15 protein-coding genes are annotated in these 13,810 nt (G+C 55.6%); 4 read left to right on the top strand and 11 right to left on the bottom strand.

What is annotated here, in order from left to right:
- The first annotated feature begins 158 nt into the window (after positions 1–158).
- The gene (locus Q1B46_RS21145; protein WP_299951715.1) at positions 159–1,550 is read left to right on the top strand and encodes an MATE family efflux transporter; all 1,392 of its coding nucleotides are present in this window, start codon (positions 159–161) and stop codon (positions 1,548–1,550) included.
- Positions 1,547–1,978, top strand: a complete 432-nt coding sequence (locus Q1B46_RS21140; RefSeq protein WP_299951713.1) for a glyoxalase superfamily protein — start codon at positions 1,547–1,549, stop codon at positions 1,976–1,978. The genes Q1B46_RS21145 and Q1B46_RS21140 overlap by 4 nt, the downstream gene beginning before the upstream one ends.
- Positions 1,979–2,334: 356 nt before the next feature.
- Here the strand turns inward: Q1B46_RS21140 and Q1B46_RS21135 are convergent, their stop codons facing one another.
- From Q1B46_RS21135 to Q1B46_RS21090, 10 genes are all read right to left on the bottom strand, one after another.
- Positions 2,335–3,372, bottom strand: coding sequence for a hypothetical protein (locus Q1B46_RS21135; RefSeq protein WP_299951711.1), 1,038 nt, complete (start codon positions 3,370–3,372; stop codon positions 2,335–2,337).
- Positions 3,373–3,458: 86 nt separating this feature from the next.
- Entirely contained in the window at positions 3,459–5,294 is a 1,836-nt protein-coding gene (locus tag Q1B46_RS21130; RefSeq protein ID WP_299951709.1) for a relaxase/mobilization nuclease domain-containing protein, read from the bottom strand.
- A complete protein-coding gene (locus Q1B46_RS21125; RefSeq protein ID WP_299951707.1) occupies positions 5,291–5,710 on the bottom strand; it encodes a ribbon-helix-helix protein, CopG family in 420 nt (139 codons plus the stop codon). The genes Q1B46_RS21130 and Q1B46_RS21125 overlap by 4 nt, the downstream gene beginning before the upstream one ends.
- A 471-nt stretch (positions 5,711–6,181) precedes the next feature.
- Positions 6,182–6,382, bottom strand: a complete 201-nt coding sequence (locus tag Q1B46_RS21120) for a hypothetical protein (protein WP_142638766.1) — start codon at positions 6,380–6,382, stop codon at positions 6,182–6,184.
- 726 nt (positions 6,383–7,108) lie between these two features.
- Positions 7,109–7,711, bottom strand: a complete 603-nt coding sequence (locus tag Q1B46_RS21115; protein WP_299951705.1) for a methyltransferase domain-containing protein — start codon at positions 7,709–7,711, stop codon at positions 7,109–7,111.
- A gap of 246 nt (positions 7,712–7,957) precedes the next feature.
- Positions 7,958–8,500 (bottom strand): hypothetical protein, encoded by a 543-nt coding sequence (locus Q1B46_RS21110; protein WP_299951703.1) that lies wholly within the window; start codon positions 8,498–8,500, stop codon positions 7,958–7,960.
- A gap of 22 nt (positions 8,501–8,522) precedes the next feature.
- Positions 8,523–8,813, bottom strand: coding sequence for an addiction module antidote protein (locus Q1B46_RS21105; protein WP_170766490.1), 291 nt, complete (start codon positions 8,811–8,813; stop codon positions 8,523–8,525).
- 5 nt (positions 8,814–8,818) lie between these two features.
- Positions 8,819–9,112, bottom strand: a complete 294-nt coding sequence (locus Q1B46_RS21100; protein ID WP_299951701.1) for a type II toxin-antitoxin system RelE/ParE family toxin — start codon at positions 9,110–9,112, stop codon at positions 8,819–8,821.
- 114 nt (positions 9,113–9,226) lie between these two features.
- The gene (locus Q1B46_RS21095; RefSeq protein ID WP_299951699.1) at positions 9,227–11,092 is read right to left on the bottom strand and encodes a ParB/RepB/Spo0J family partition protein; all 1,866 of its coding nucleotides are present in this window, start codon (positions 11,090–11,092) and stop codon (positions 9,227–9,229) included.
- 219 nt (positions 11,093–11,311) lie between these two features.
- Complete coding sequence (locus tag Q1B46_RS21090) at positions 11,312–11,716, bottom strand: DUF3768 domain-containing protein (protein WP_299951697.1); 405 nt, start codon at positions 11,714–11,716, stop codon at positions 11,312–11,314.
- A 640-nt stretch (positions 11,717–12,356) separates the two neighbouring features.
- Here Q1B46_RS21090 and Q1B46_RS21085 point away from each other — a divergent pair.
- Positions 12,357–12,602, top strand: coding sequence for a hypothetical protein (locus Q1B46_RS21085; protein WP_299951695.1), 246 nt, complete (start codon positions 12,357–12,359; stop codon positions 12,600–12,602).
- Between the two features lie 52 nt (positions 12,603–12,654).
- On the opposite strand, the gene Q1B46_RS21080 is transcribed toward Q1B46_RS21085, so the two are convergent.
- Positions 12,655–12,966: a WGR domain-containing protein gene (locus tag Q1B46_RS21080; RefSeq protein ID WP_299951693.1), complete on the bottom strand. Its 312-nt coding sequence runs from the start codon at positions 12,964–12,966 to the stop codon at positions 12,655–12,657.
- 190 nt (positions 12,967–13,156) lie between these two features.
- On the opposite strand from Q1B46_RS21080, the gene Q1B46_RS21075 reads away from it, so the two are divergent.
- Entirely contained in the window at positions 13,157–13,549 is a 393-nt protein-coding gene (locus Q1B46_RS21075) for a GFA family protein (protein WP_299951691.1), read from the top strand.
- Positions 13,550–13,810 lie beyond the last annotated feature (261 nt).

Raw genomic sequence — 13,810 nt, 5'->3', positions numbered from 1 at the left:
GATGGACGACTTTTACGCCGCCCGCAGCAGGCTCATCCCGCCGCTACCGTGGTCGACTTTCTCACCGCCGTTCTCAATCTACCTCTTTCCGCATATCGCGCGGATGGTAATGCGGGTCCCATCTCAAACTGCGCGATCAGGCAAGAGAGATATGGGATATGACTGATACCCCCACCAATACATTCACTGATGGACCGCTTGGCACTATCTACTTTAAGACCGCCCTCCCGATCATTTTCGTGATGGGGATGAACGGGCTGCTGTCCGTTGCAGATGCGCTGTTTCTGGGCATTTTCGTAGGCCCTGATGGGCTGGCGGCGGTCACGTTGATGTTCCCGATCTACATGCTGATTGCGGCGCTTTCCACGCTAGTGGCGAACGGCATGTCGAGCCTTCTGGCCCGGTCCCTTGGCGCTGGCGACATGAACAGCGCGCGTGCCACGTTTGCAGGCGCACATGGGCTGGCCATCGGATTGGGCATAGTCCTGATAGTATTGTTCATCCTATTGGGCCAGCCAGTTGCATTGCTGGCCGCTGGTGGGTCAGAGACTTTGGCCCAGATGGGGGTGGTCTACCTGCGGATCACGGTATTTTTCTCGCCACTGTTGTTCGTGTTGTCGGTCAATTCTGATGCGTTGCGAAACGAAGGTCGCGTGGGCTTCATGGCCGCGATGAGCCTGCTGGTGTCGATTGCAAACATCGGGTTCAACTACGTGCTCATTGCCGTTCTGGACATGGGTGTCGCCGGGTCGGCCTACGGGACTGCGGCGGCACAAGCGCTCGCGTTTGCGATCATTTTTGCGTTCCGTGTGTTTGGAGACACATCGCTGCGTCCTGCGACCCTGCTGTCCTATTCTGTGCGCGGAAAGTGGGGGCGGATCCTCGCACTGGGTGCACCACAGAGCCTCAGTTTCATCGGTCTAGCGCTCGGGTCGGCGGCGATCATTGCAGCCCTGCAATGGGTGGGTCGCCCGGGTTACGCCGACACCATCACAGCGTACGGAATCATTACACGGGTCATCACATTCGCCTTCCTTCCGCTTTTGGGGCTGTCGTTCGCGATGCAAACGATCACGGGCAACAACTATGGCGCCGGACTCTGGCAAAGGTCAGATGCGAGTCTGCGCATGGCTCTTTGGGTCGCCTTTATCTACTGCGCTTTCGTACAGGTCGTCGTGATGAGCATATCCAGTCAAATCGCCAGCGCATTTGTAGAGGACCAAGCCGTCATCGAAGAGGTCGCACGCATCTTGCCGGTGATGACTGGTGTCTTCTTCATGGTGGGCCCATTGATGATGGTCGCGACCTATTTTCAAGCGATTGGGTCCGCTGGAAAGGCTGCTTTGCTGGGACTTACAAAACCCTACGCCTTTGCGATCCCTCTGACGTTCGTTTTACCCGTCTGGTTTGGCGAAATTGGTGTCTGGTACGCGGGTCCATTTGCGGAGCTGCTGCTGTTGGGCCTTACCGCAGTGGTGCTGTGGAACGCGGGCCGGAATTCCGCGTTGAAATGGGGTATTTTCCACATGGAAGGAGGAACAGAGGCATGACAATGCAACTTCCGTCAGCGGCGCAAGCCAAGGATCAAGCCAAACGTTTGCGCAACAAAATGGCCGAGGACGGGGCCGAGATTGGACATGCCACGTCCCTCGAATTGGTCGCCCACCAACACGGGTTCCGTGATTGGAACACGATGCTTGCCGCCATGGGTAACGGCCCGCCAATGGGCTGGGCCATCGGGGACAAGGTCAGCGGAACGTATCTCTCGCAACCGTTTACGGGGCATATGGTTTCTATTTCGATCATGAAACCAGGGTGGTTCCGGTTAGAGCTGCACTTGGATGATGCAGTAGACATTGTCACATCCGAAAGCTTCTCAAATTTCCGTTCGCGCATTCGTGGTGTAATTGGTCCCAAAGGGCATTCGGTTGAGCGGACAAGCGACGGGCAGGCGCATCTTCAAATCGACCTATGGTGACAAAGAAATCCGGTTCTCGAATCTGTCAGTGGCCGTTGGCGCGATTGAAGCCAATGGCCGTTTTGTCCAGAGGGTGTGTGAAAACTCCGGCTCATGAGCTCTCTCGCCGCGCTCGTTTTCAGCGACTATGCAAATGCTCTCTTAGTAGCGCGAGAAAGCGTACATAAAGGGTGTTTTCGTTGTACTTTGCCGGACCGTCAGAGTTTTCACACAGCCTCTCCGCGTTGCGGTCGCTCACACCAGCCGCAACGAAGGATCGTTTTCCAACAATTCCGTACGGAAGATTCCATACCGCCGTGTTTTGCGCCGAGCCTGAATTAGCCCTGTTGCATCAATAAATATCGTCTGCGTAGTCCTTAAAGGCTGTGACCATCATCTTCATGGACGTGGGTGGCCTGTTCGCGGGTATGGGCAATCTCCTGCACCATAGCGGCAATCTTGCTGGATGAGACTTGGTGCAGCTCACCGACAACGGCCTCGGCGCGCTCGTAGCTGTCTGGAACGCCATGGCTGTTGAAGTGAGCGGCAGCGGTGGAAATGTCCGCGTCTCGCCAAGTCGCCGTGGTGCCGACTGAAACGCTGTCATGATCGTTGTAGCGGGCCAGGAACTTGTTTCCATCGAGTCCGAAGCTGTTGGCGGTCGCCACAATGTCATAACGCACAGCTAGCCATTTTTCGGCCTCGGACGGGTCCAGGTTGTCCAACTCGGCTGCATTCATGGGTGTGGTGTAACTGTCATCAGCAACAGTGTACGCCTGCAGGTCGGTGTCGTATGGGCGCAGCTCGGCAACATCGCCCTTCAGCTCTCCGATCTGCACGTCCATTGCGGCGCGCAGATGCGGATCTTCGACCTCTCGGGCAAGCGCCTCCATGTTTTTGATGGAGTTTACGATGTCCTTGGTCTGCTGTTCGTAGTTCTCGTAACCGGCCTGCCCCAAAGCGGATTGCATATACTGAACATAGCGATCACCGGGCGATTGGTAATCGTTGGAACCCTGAAAACCTTTGTCCCCGGACAGATCCGCCAGCGACGAATAGTAGGGGTGATACAGATCGTATTCCTGAGCATCGGCCATGTGTTGAGAAACCAATGCCCGCATATCGTTCAGATCAACCGGCTCCCCCGACCGCTCCGCAGCCTCCAATTCGATTTTCAGTTCTTCGACCAGATTTTGTTGCGCCGTGTGTTCGTCAACACGGCGGTTGGCCTGGTCCTCGATGTCGAAGCTCTTTGAAGCGATGGCTGCACGATCAAAGCCCATCGCCTGCTGTTCTTTCTTGATGATGTCGATCTGCTCTGAAACGCGATCCTCGCGCGGGGCGGATTGATCAAATTGGGAATAGGGTGCGAAGTGTTCAACTTCGTTCAAAAGATAGTCTGCACGCGAAACCATAGTTTTTCCTTTGCGAGTTGATGGATAACTCAGTGATGGATCTGCTCAGAGCGTTGGCGCACTCATCAGGCAGACCGGGTGAAGTGCTATAAACTGTGTCCGTCATCGTCACCGCGCTCTTGCAAGAGCGGGTGTGTTGCGTGGGCGTGAACGTCTGAGAGTTCTTCTGATATTGCGATGATCTTGGAAGAAGCAAGCTGGTGCAGCTCGTCAACAACGGCCTCGGCCCGCTCGTGGCTGTCCGACAATCCTTGAGCCTGGAAGTGGGCCGCTGCGGTCGAAATGTCGTCGCTGCGCCAACCCATTGTTGTGCCCAAAGTGACGTTGTGATGGTCGCCAAACCGGGCAACAAACGCCTCGCCATCGAGGCCGTAGCTGCTGGCCGTGTCGATGACTTCCTTGCGGATCGCCGCCCACTGTTCGGCCTCTGGATAGTCGAGGGTATCCATTTCGGCAGTATCCATTCCCATCATCGTTGAATAGCGCCGGTCCTCGATGATGAAGGCTTGAAGGTCCGGATCGTTGGTGCGCAGATCCGCAACGTCGCCCTTCAGCTCTCCAATCTGAATATCCATCGCGACACGCAGATGCAGGTCGTCAACCTCACGGGCAAGCCCTTCCATCTTGTCGATGGATAGCAGCAATTCTTTGGTCTGAGTCTGGAAGTCCTCATAGGCCCCCTCGCCCAAGGTGTCCTGCATATAGACCTCGTAGCGGCGTGATGCCGGGGCGTAATCTGCGGACGCCTGGAACTCCTTGTCATCGACAATATCAGCAAGGGCAGACAGGTGCGGATGGCTCTGTTCGTTGTCCCGGACGTCGCTGATATGGCAAACAACCTGCGCCTTCAGCTCGGGTGTAATCGTTTCCCCAGATCCACCTAATTCGATATGTCGCCGCAAGTTGCGCATGACTTCGGGGGACACATAAGACGGGTCTCCCGGCTCACCATAGTCATCAAAATGATGGGCCTGATCCAGTAGATGTTCCATTCTCGACACCATAGGTTCCTCACTTTCAACGAGTTGGATGGCAAACTCTTCGATCCGGTCTTTGACGGCGTTGGCGCGCTCATCAAACAGATCCGACATTCTTGCGATGGATAGGGTTATCACATCGGCGGCCATGTCGCGGGCCGTAGCTTCAACTTCCGGAGTGCTTTCAACCACCGACATTCCGGCCTGAACTTTCCACGTGTCGGTCTCGACTTCCTGCCGCAAACCGCGCTCAAGGCGGGTCGTTGCGGTCAGCTCAATTCCGTATTCCTCAGCAACCTCGACCTGGATAGAGCGCTGAACGTCGATGTTCATTTCGCTGCTCATTCCCATAGCCAACCACTGCCCATGTTCGACGCCTCGGTTGTTCACAACGATGTGGACATGGGGGTTGTCAGTGTCGTTGTGGAACACTGTCAGGTAGTCCCAGGTATCGCCAAAATCACCGCTTCCAAATAGACGATCCGCGAACTCCAAACCGGCCTCATGAGCGGCGTCCGGATAGGTGCCCTCGGGAAACGAAACGATCATGTGACGGGTGTAACCGTAGTTGGTTTTCCCGTTGAAATCCTCCGCCCAGGTCTCGATCAGATCACTGACCTGATCCGCATCGAGCGGGGTCACGCCATTGTCTCGAATGTCCAATACACCCTCTGCCCTGACGGTCAGATAATTGATCTGGCGGCGCAGCTCATGCGCGTTTTTCACCCCGCCTTTGCGGACGTGTTTCACAACCGCTTCGGGCTTCCCAACCACGGCACCAAGCCGCGCCTTGATGGATGAGGCCCGCGAAACCATGAACTTCATGCGTTTGGCGGTCTGCAATTGTTGACTGATGCGCTTAGAATGATCGACACCCTTCTGAGCCTCGCGGAACGCAAGCTCCAGGAAGTCTCCTGCTGTCAGATCGCGGGTCGCAGCGTTCATTCTTCAGGTGTCCAATCGTCATCGCGCAAGATCCGGCGAATGGCGGAATCTGGCTCTCGGTTTCGGCGGGCCGCTGTGACCATCGCCTTCAAGTCTTGTCGGTGCTGGATGATCGCGCGATGGAGATTTTCGACGTCGCGCCGGTCATCATCCGTCCAGATCACCGTGCCGCGCTTGGCCGATTTCGCAAGCTGATTGAGGTTGGTGTATCCGCCTTGAACCTGCCGCAAGTGCTTCTGCCAGAGATCGACAACAGCGGGGTCAGGATCGAGATAACCGATCAGACGATAAATCAGGCGCTGGATGATCTGGTTGCGGCTCTTGGCTCCGAGCGCGGTCACAGCCGCCTCCAGACGCTCCAGTGCATCCACTGGCAAACGTACGGAAAAGACAGTGGTGTCGGCGGGCTTGCTCAATGTATACCTATGGTTGTATTTTCATTTTGTAACACAACTACCTTATCCTGTCATACACTCCAAGAGGAAACCGGGGGTGATTTTAGAAATCCGCATTTTCTCAAATTGCCCCCGGGACAGTTTTGCTCTTGGAGGCAATCTCCACGCCAGGAAAAGGGTCCCGCCCCTTTTCCAGCCAGCAGGCGTGGGTGCCGGTGGACTGGCGCAGGGCAACCACGCGAAGCGGGGGCTGCCCGAATAGCGCCCGTCACATTCCGGCACGTTCAAGTTCATTATGGCATTTTCCGCGCGCCTCAGCGCGCTCAATATCACGCCGCCTGCGCGGCGGGTGTGGCAGGGGTTAGAGCTGCCGCGTTGCGGTGGGTTACCTCCCTACCCGGCCGTTGGGCCTTGCTCCAAACTTGGCGCATATGTGGTCCGGCCACTGGCCGGAGCAAGGGAAAGGGCGGCTTGCGCCGCCCTGCCCTTTCGTCATTCGGTGACGGGATCGTCATCGGTGCGCTTCGGGAAGGCCACCATCTCGACACCGGGGAACATGCTGTGCTTGACCTGGATCGAGGTGATGTTGCCGGTCTCATCGGTGTTAACGAAGAGAACCCCGCACCGATCCCAGAAGTTTTTGCCTTCTTTTTCACCGGTCTTGACGTTCAGTTTCAGAGTTTGAGTTGCCATTGTTTGATCCTCGCTATGGCGTGTTTCGGTGAACATGGGAAAAGCGGGCATCAAGGGGATGTCAGCAGGTAATTTGTCCCGCGCGGAATGCGCCGCAGGCGCAGGGGAAATTCCTTGTTGAAGCGCGGCGCCCGTGTTGGGCGCCGCGCGTCTTCCCCGACTGCCCGCTTATGTTCATCCCTTCAGAAACACCGCAGCCGAGGATCTTCTGCGGCAACGAGGTTGAAACTGACAGACCAAGTGAAGGGCAAGACTTTCTGGGATCGGTGCGCTCGGGACACCTGAACAATGCGATGCGATATCGGGCGGCAACATCACCTCGGTCCGACACAGGCTGCGTGCTCAGTTCCGAGTTGGGGTGGCCTTTCTAGGCCGGTACGACCCTGGTGTTGAAGGATGGAGGACCACTAGCGGTGCAAGCCGCCCTTTCCAATTGGCGGAAGCCAAAGACCGGACGGTCCGGCCCTGATCCGCGCTTGCGTGGATCAGGTAATCAGCCGGACTCAATATGAACCGGCGATATCAGACCAAATAACTGCCGCCACCACTCAGACATGAGCTTCGCTGCCAGAAGCAGGATTGCCCGATCCAGGCTCATCGGGCGAACTGGAGCACGGAGCTTTCAAGGAAAGGGTACCTGTTCATCCGAAAGTCTTGAACGCACTTGAGCAATATCAATGGTCGGTTAAGCGTACGCACTGGATGCTCCCGCATCCACACTCAAATTCATTCCGTACTTCGAATCCCCGCTCCCATCAAAACGGGCATTGTCTGCGCATCAGAATTAATCTCGAATACCTGTTCTACCCGAATTGAGCCAAGCCGTGCCGCGTCAAGCGCGGTCTTCATTTGATGGATCGTCAATCCAAAGCCGTCATCATCTGACGCTTGCCAATCCCACTGTACGAACTGCCCACCCTTGTTGAGCAGACCCGCCAGCACCGCCACGGCTCCACTGTAATCCGGAAGAAAGGCACAAACGGATGAGGCGCAGATCAAATCGAAACCTGAAAAGCCGGTCTCCACCTCCCGAACATCTCTAGCCAGAATGTCTCCGTGAACGGCCCTGACATTGGGCAGGTTCTTGGCATTCAGGACCGCAATCATATTCTCCGAGGTATCGACGGCGACAACTTCCGCCACATGCGGCGCAATTCTCTCCGCCAGCAATCCGGTGCCACATCCAAAGTCGAGCACGCGTTTTGATTTCCAGTTCTTTCCACAAAGGTCCAGGTGCGCGTCAAGCGAGGCAAAAGCGCAACCGGCGTAATATCTGACGTCGCTATTGTCGTCCCAACCATCGGCGTAGTAGTTCCAGTCGTCAGTCATATCGCTTGCGTTTCCTTCTGGATTTGGGTCGGCTCCGACCTATGTGCGCTGAGGCAGATGCGCCAATGGGAACGTGCGACATTGGCCAGGTTGGCACCAACAGTCAATATGGGTTTGAGACGACCTTTGGAGGAAAATGAGGCGGCCTCGGCAAGCCTCTGCTAACAGCCCTGCACGCAAGAAAGAGGCCCACCGAAGCGGGCCACAAGTTTAACCGAAGGAAAGTCTCTAGGTATTGAAGACAGGCTAGCGCTTGCGCGCACGATCGACAACACCGTCAGCCATGATCGTGGCAATGCGGTCCTCGGTGCGCCGGGTCATTTCCACCCCGTCCCCTGTCATATGCGCCTCAGCAAACTCGGTGAACTTGAAGATGCTGCCATCGGCTTCAACATGGGTTTCGTCTTCTTCTGAGCGGCGTTTCACTGACCCGTCATGCCGGATCTCGATGATCGTGTTGTCGGCCATTCGGACCGTCACACAATGCTCATCCACGGCCACACCCTGCCACCACATATCTGCATCGCGGCGCACAACAATACGGTTAGGATGCAGCTTGATCTGCACGTCCTGCGCGGCCACTGCATCAGCGGCTTTGACGACAACAATCGCCTCCTGCGCGTCTGGGTCACTATGGATCGACGCGCTGCCGTTCTTCGGCGGCCAGAGCTTCGGCTGCGCGCGCGGTTTGCCCTTCTGGTCCGTATGAAACCCGACAAACATCTGCGCGGATTTCCAAACGCGGCGAATGGTTTTTTCGGCTGTTGAAGAAGCTGCATCGGTAGACATGGCGGGTTGCCTTCTAAAACGGTTAACTCACGTGCATTTTAGGGGTGAGCGTAACACCCACAGCACTCAGCACTTTGAGGATGGTGCCAAATTCGGGATTGCCGTTTTCGCTAAGTGCGCGATAGAGGCTTTCCCGAGACAGGCCGGATTTGTCGGCTACGCTCGACATACCTTTGGCCTTGGCAACATCGCCAAGAGCTGATGCGATCAGGGCCGTGTCACTGGTTTCAAAAGCCGCTTCAAGATAGGCTTGAATGGCTTCGGGGCTGTCCAGATAGTCAGCCGCTTCAAACTTCGTTGTTTTGACACCCATGTTTTTCACTCCAACTCTTTTGCCATCGCTTTGGCGGTTTTGATGTCCGATTGCTGGGATGACTTGTCTCCCCCGCAGAGCAAAATGATCAAAACATCACCGCGCGATACGTAGTAAACGCGATACCCCTTACCTTCCGAGATACGCAGTTCACTCACACCTTCACCAACCGGCTTCACGTCACCGGGATTGCCCAGGCTCAACCGCGTGATGCGAACCAAAATCCTGGCTTTCGCCCTTTGGTCCTTCAAACCCTTGAGCCATTTGTCGAACAGGGCCGTCTTACGAATTTCTATCATACCTAAATGTAGCCTACAAGCTACATCCTTTCAAGTGAAAGCTACGTAAAGCATTGAATTAACGGAGAACAACGCCGTTAGAAGGTAGGGCGCAAAGCGCCCTACCTGATTGTTTCAGAAGCAATCCGGCACCCAGGCATCGATCCGGGTTTTCTGCGCCTCGGTCACACCCAGTGCCGCCTGATGTTCTTTGTCATTGAACAGCTTGTGCATCGCTTCGTTCTTCGCGCCTTTCTTGGATTTTGCAAAGGCTTTGAACATGTCGGTGTCACCATTCAGGTCCAGCAGGTCTTTGTAGAGATCATCCAGTTGCCAACCTTTCAACCGTTTGAAGCAATTCTCGGCCGACGGGGTCCAGATCGCGCGCATGTCTGCTCCAATCTCAGCTTCGATCTCTGCCATGAACTCCGGGCGCTGGGTCAGGAACCGCCGGGCCAGAAAACCTGTGATCTCCCCGTTGCGGGTCTTCTTGCCCAATTCGCGAAACGCTTTGAACGCCTCAACGCTGCCTTGTGACGCCATCTCTTGGAACTGGTCGTACGCTGCATCTGCCGCCTCGTCCCGCTCCCCACCAAGGCGCGGATCAAGACTGAACAAATCGTCGATCTCCGGCGTGTTCCGCTCAGCGCAGCCATAGCCGAACCCGAACAGGTTGCTGGTCAGACCAGATGCCGGGGTTGCGAAGAAAGCGAACAGGCTCAATACATAGTCCGGCTTGTCCAGCAGGGCCGATTGAACCGCTGCCAGCCGGATCGCCACCATATCGTCGATGAACTTCTGCGAATAGGCCGGTTTAGGTGCTTCTTTGATCTCCGGCTCTTTGACCGGGGCCAGTACACCCGCCTCAATGGCAGCCTGCATATGTTCTGCCGCGACATAGGCCGATGTTGTTTTGATCTCGCCAGTGTTGCTCACATAGAGGAATACGCCGGACAGCTTGCGCTGATCGTCGGAATAGAAGGGTGCCGCATAGTCCTCGAGCGCGGCCAGCTCCTTTTCGCCATCCGCGGCCAGAGTCTCAGCATCATAGAGTTCGGCTAGTTCGTCATACCGCTCAGACTGTTCTTCGGTGAACTCCCGGCTCACCATGTCCAGGCGGTGCATGCCTTCTGTGCCTGTGAACCCATAGGGGATGTAGCTCTCATCACATTTGTCCACCCAGTCCCAGCCTTCTGCTTCGCGCAGCTTTTCTGCTTCAGCCGTCAGTTTCTCAGCAAACAGGTGATCCAGTAGCGCGCCTTCATTGAACAGGACCTCATCGGCAAAGAGATCAGCGGTGACGGCGCCACCCGCTTCAACATAAGCCTCTTGGCCCACAAACACGGCCTTGCGGTTGGTGCTGCGGACAGCTTCGGACGTCAGAGCCTGTTTGACATCATGTTCACTGAACCACCGGCGCTCCTTGGCCTGTTCCAGCACTTCCAGAATTTTCTCATCCTCGGTGCTGACGGTCATGGCCTTAGCCAGCCCCATGCTAATTTCACCCGCCTTGAGCGCGTCCAGTACGGCGGTAGGCAAACTAGCCAATGCGAGGCGGCGGCGCACATGTGCCTCGGTCACGCCAAACGCATTGCTGATCTTGGCAACAGACAAAGATTTCGCAGCCATCTTGCCATAGGCGCGGACCTCGTCCACCGGTTCCAGTTCCTCGCGGGCGGTGTTTTCCGCATTGGCCCATTGTTCGGCCACAAAGGGGTTGTCTGTGACTTTCACGGGGACCTGTGCCAGATCGGCCCGCTCGGTCACAGCGATGTTCAAAGCCCGAAAGCGGCGACCACCGGCAACGATGGCGACTTTGCCATCCGCATCGCGCAGGCCGCTAAGGTTCTGGATCAGTCCGCACATGACCAGACTATCGGCCAAGAGGGCAATGCCGTCCTCACCAACCTCCTGTCGTGGGTTCAGATCGGACAGGTAGAGTTCGGACAGCGGGATGGTTTCGATGGTTTCCGGTGCGGTGAATGTTTCAACTTTGCTCATGGGGCAAATCCTTGTTTGAGTGTTTCGCTTCGTGTTAAAGGTGCCCTACCCCTCGTGGGGGTAGAGCGAGGCCGCTTAAACGGCTGCGTTTTGGATCAGGAAGCGGCGTCCGATGTCGAAGTCATCGCCCTTCCTGATTAGCGCCCACGCTTCTGCGATACGCTGCTGCAAGATTTCATTGCTCATGGTGATCACCCCCTTTCCGATCTGTGGTGGAAATCAATATTCGCTGGGGCACATGATGGTCAGGACGCGACGCGTCACTGCGGGATCAAACAGGCGGTCGGAGCCGTATTTGTAATCCGTGTCATACAGATCGATTTTCCAGAACAGCTTCTGGCCGCTGATTGTCACCGTTCCGAATGTGTGATCGCCATAGGGGTCATTGCCCTCGTCGAACTGGTCATGTGATGCCACTGCAGCCAATGCCGCGGTCTGAAACTCCACCCCTTCGCCCGACACGCCGGGCGTCACAAAAACCTGACCCTGAATGCCTTTGGACTGCATCTCAATCGCCGCGTTCGGATCGATCAGGGCTTTCCGAAACAGGTCATTCTGGGCTGCGATCTCTGCCGCCTGAAGGCTGGTGTCATTTTCGATGTCTTTTGTTGCTTCACTGTTCAAAACCGTCTCCTTTGTGATGCGACCTCCGGGGCTGATCCCTTTTGGTGCTGGTTTTGAGCCGAGCCCTGAAAGGGCGTCGTCTCTAAAACCTGCCCCGTGGCGAACGCGGAGAGGGGCGAGACAGGGCAAATCGACAAGAGTGGTGCGGCCCGCAGCGCAACGCGCGAGGACACGGTCTTGTCTATTTGTCTTGTCCGAGGGGGGAGGCCGCGCCTTCCCCCTGACATCGGGTGGCGTTTGGCTTGTCCAAATCCCGCCTGACCAACAAAAAAAGGAAAAGGATCTTCGATCCTGCGGGAGCGCAAAAGGGATCGTCACCCGAATGGGCAGATCATCCCAACATGGACCGACCATGACCCTAAGCCCCTGCCCCGGCTCGCAAGAGACGGTCCAGGGGCTACTGCGTCAGGGAGATCATGCTGGGGTGTTCTGGGTGGAAGCCGATATGTCGGCTGGAACCTAGAGCCCGGTCACGAGCCAACTGGCTCGGGAATTGCCGGGGAGTAAGGTCACATCCCGCTTTCCCGTTACGAACTAAACGACGGGCGCCGATCTCCGCAGGTCCACTCACACGTTAAGGTCCGTGATTGACCCCGGAATTCCGATCGTGCCTACTGCGCGGATTGAGGAGAACTGATGCATGCAAGAGCCACTAATTCGCGAATTGCTGGGCCGAATGCTTGCCCACCGTTTGCTCATTGAACGTTTGATTTACCGCCTTCGCGAAGTCGATAATTTCCAATCCATGGGACTGGAAGTTGATCTTAGAAAAATTGAAGCCGATATTGACGCCTACAATTTACCAGAGGGTATTTCCGAAGCCTGTCAGGACGAGCTGGAAAATCTTGGTGATCATGTCCATTCTGGACGGGTGGCCAAAGAATAGATCGCTCAATCGGTTTGTGAGATTGGAGGTCTACTACTGCTGCTAGTCGGTTTTAGTCACTGACCGGAACATACCCTCGACGGCGCTTTTGCTTTTCGAGTTTTTGGAGCGCCTCGGCAGCCTCGACTTCGTCTTCGTACGTCACCATCATGGCTTGTCCGTTTGTGCCAATTCGTCCCCAGGCACGAAGGACGGACACTTCCCCAAACAGCGTTGGCTGCAACTCTATTCCATAGAACCGCGCCATGTTGAGGTCAGGGTCTACGTGAACAAGGTGGACATGTGTGGTTGCCGTCAGCTCCATGCCACCACTATCCCTTGCTACAAACTTTCTGTCCAATGACTTTGCGAGATCAGTTTTCATCCATAGATTCAGAACCGTGATTGGATTGAGCATTAGTTTCGTCTGTCAGATGCTTGTCCCGGGGCACTCAAAATAGCGAGACGCATTTTGTACCGATCCACATTCGTCTTCTGAACCCGTTGTAACCATTGGTCAGGGTAGATACGATTTTAACATGTCCACTAATATGGAATAGACGGAAGGAAGGATCGTGACGCAGCCGATTGAAGGTGGATGCTATTGCGGTGAAATTCGATATCGGATTATTGGCGAACCAGTGATTCAACTCATGTGTTTCTGTAGTGATTGCTTATCGATGACCGGCACTGATGGCTATGCCGGGTACATGATCAATTCCGAGGATTTGCAGCTGCTGAACGGCAAACCTCTGACTTTTGAAAAAGTCTCAAAAGAAGGTCGCCCGGTCATCAAGAATTTTTGCGGTACCTGCGGGTCAAATTTGTGGGGCGTGACGTCCTTTGGGCTGACCAGCATTGCAGCTGGGACATTGGATGAGCCAAATAAGTTTAGCCCAACGAAAAGGGTGTTTGTAGAAGATGCTCCCGAATGGGCCCGTGTTCCCCACCACTTGGAAGACATGTGACGGTATATGCCAGCTCGACCAAAGGCAGGCATTCAACTTCCCCACCGGATTCTACTCTCCTGAAGTGGGTGGTATCAATCCGATCTCAAAACGAATAAGCCTGCCTGAAACCAAGAGAGGACACCCAATGCCTAAATCTAAAAAGCCCAAGGTAAGGCGCCCGGGTGCAAACCCTGTCAAGAAGCTTGCTTGGCATCAAACGCTCAACGGCACTGGTGGACAACATGGGGAGCGGCCAACTAAGACAGGCAAAAAGGCACA

It is taken from the genome of uncultured Ruegeria sp. (assembly GCF_947500045.1).
Lineage (GTDB): Bacteria > Pseudomonadota > Alphaproteobacteria > Rhodobacterales > Rhodobacteraceae > Ruegeria.
This window is presented reverse-complemented; position numbering and strand designations above follow the sequence as displayed.

Excerpts from the sequence above, each read along its gene's own strand:
- Q1B46_RS21110 (WP_299951703.1), bottom strand. The coding sequence starts at position 8,500 with ATGTCTACCGATGCAGCTTCTTCAACAGCCGAAAAAACCATTCGCCGC.
- Q1B46_RS21130 (WP_299951709.1), bottom strand. The coding sequence starts at position 5,294 with ATGAACGCTGCGACCCGCGATCTGACAGCAGGAGACTTCCTGGAGCTT.
- Q1B46_RS21115 (WP_299951705.1), bottom strand. The coding sequence starts at position 7,711 with ATGACTGACGACTGGAACTACTACGCCGATGGTTGGGACGACAATAGC.
- Q1B46_RS21095 (WP_299951699.1), bottom strand. The coding sequence starts at position 11,092 with ATGAGCAAAGTTGAAACATTCACCGCACCGGAAACCATCGAAACCATC.
- Q1B46_RS21120 (WP_142638766.1), bottom strand. The coding sequence starts at position 6,382 with ATGGCAACTCAAACTCTGAAACTGAACGTCAAGACCGGTGAAAAAGAA.
- Q1B46_RS21100 (WP_299951701.1), bottom strand. The coding sequence starts at position 9,112 with ATGATAGAAATTCGTAAGACGGCCCTGTTCGACAAATGGCTCAAGGGT.
- Q1B46_RS21135 (WP_299951711.1), bottom strand. The coding sequence starts at position 3,372 with ATGGTTTCGCGTGCAGACTATCTTTTGAACGAAGTTGAACACTTCGCA.
- Q1B46_RS21105 (WP_170766490.1), bottom strand. The coding sequence starts at position 8,813 with ATGGGTGTCAAAACAACGAAGTTTGAAGCGGCTGACTATCTGGACAGC.
- Q1B46_RS21085 (WP_299951695.1), top strand. The coding sequence starts at position 12,357 with ATGCAAGAGCCACTAATTCGCGAATTGCTGGGCCGAATGCTTGCCCAC.
- Q1B46_RS21080 (WP_299951693.1), bottom strand. The coding sequence starts at position 12,966 with ATGAAAACTGATCTCGCAAAGTCATTGGACAGAAAGTTTGTAGCAAGG.
- Q1B46_RS21145 (WP_299951715.1), top strand. The coding sequence starts at position 159 with ATGACTGATACCCCCACCAATACATTCACTGATGGACCGCTTGGCACT.
- Q1B46_RS21140 (WP_299951713.1), top strand. The coding sequence starts at position 1,547 with ATGACAATGCAACTTCCGTCAGCGGCGCAAGCCAAGGATCAAGCCAAA.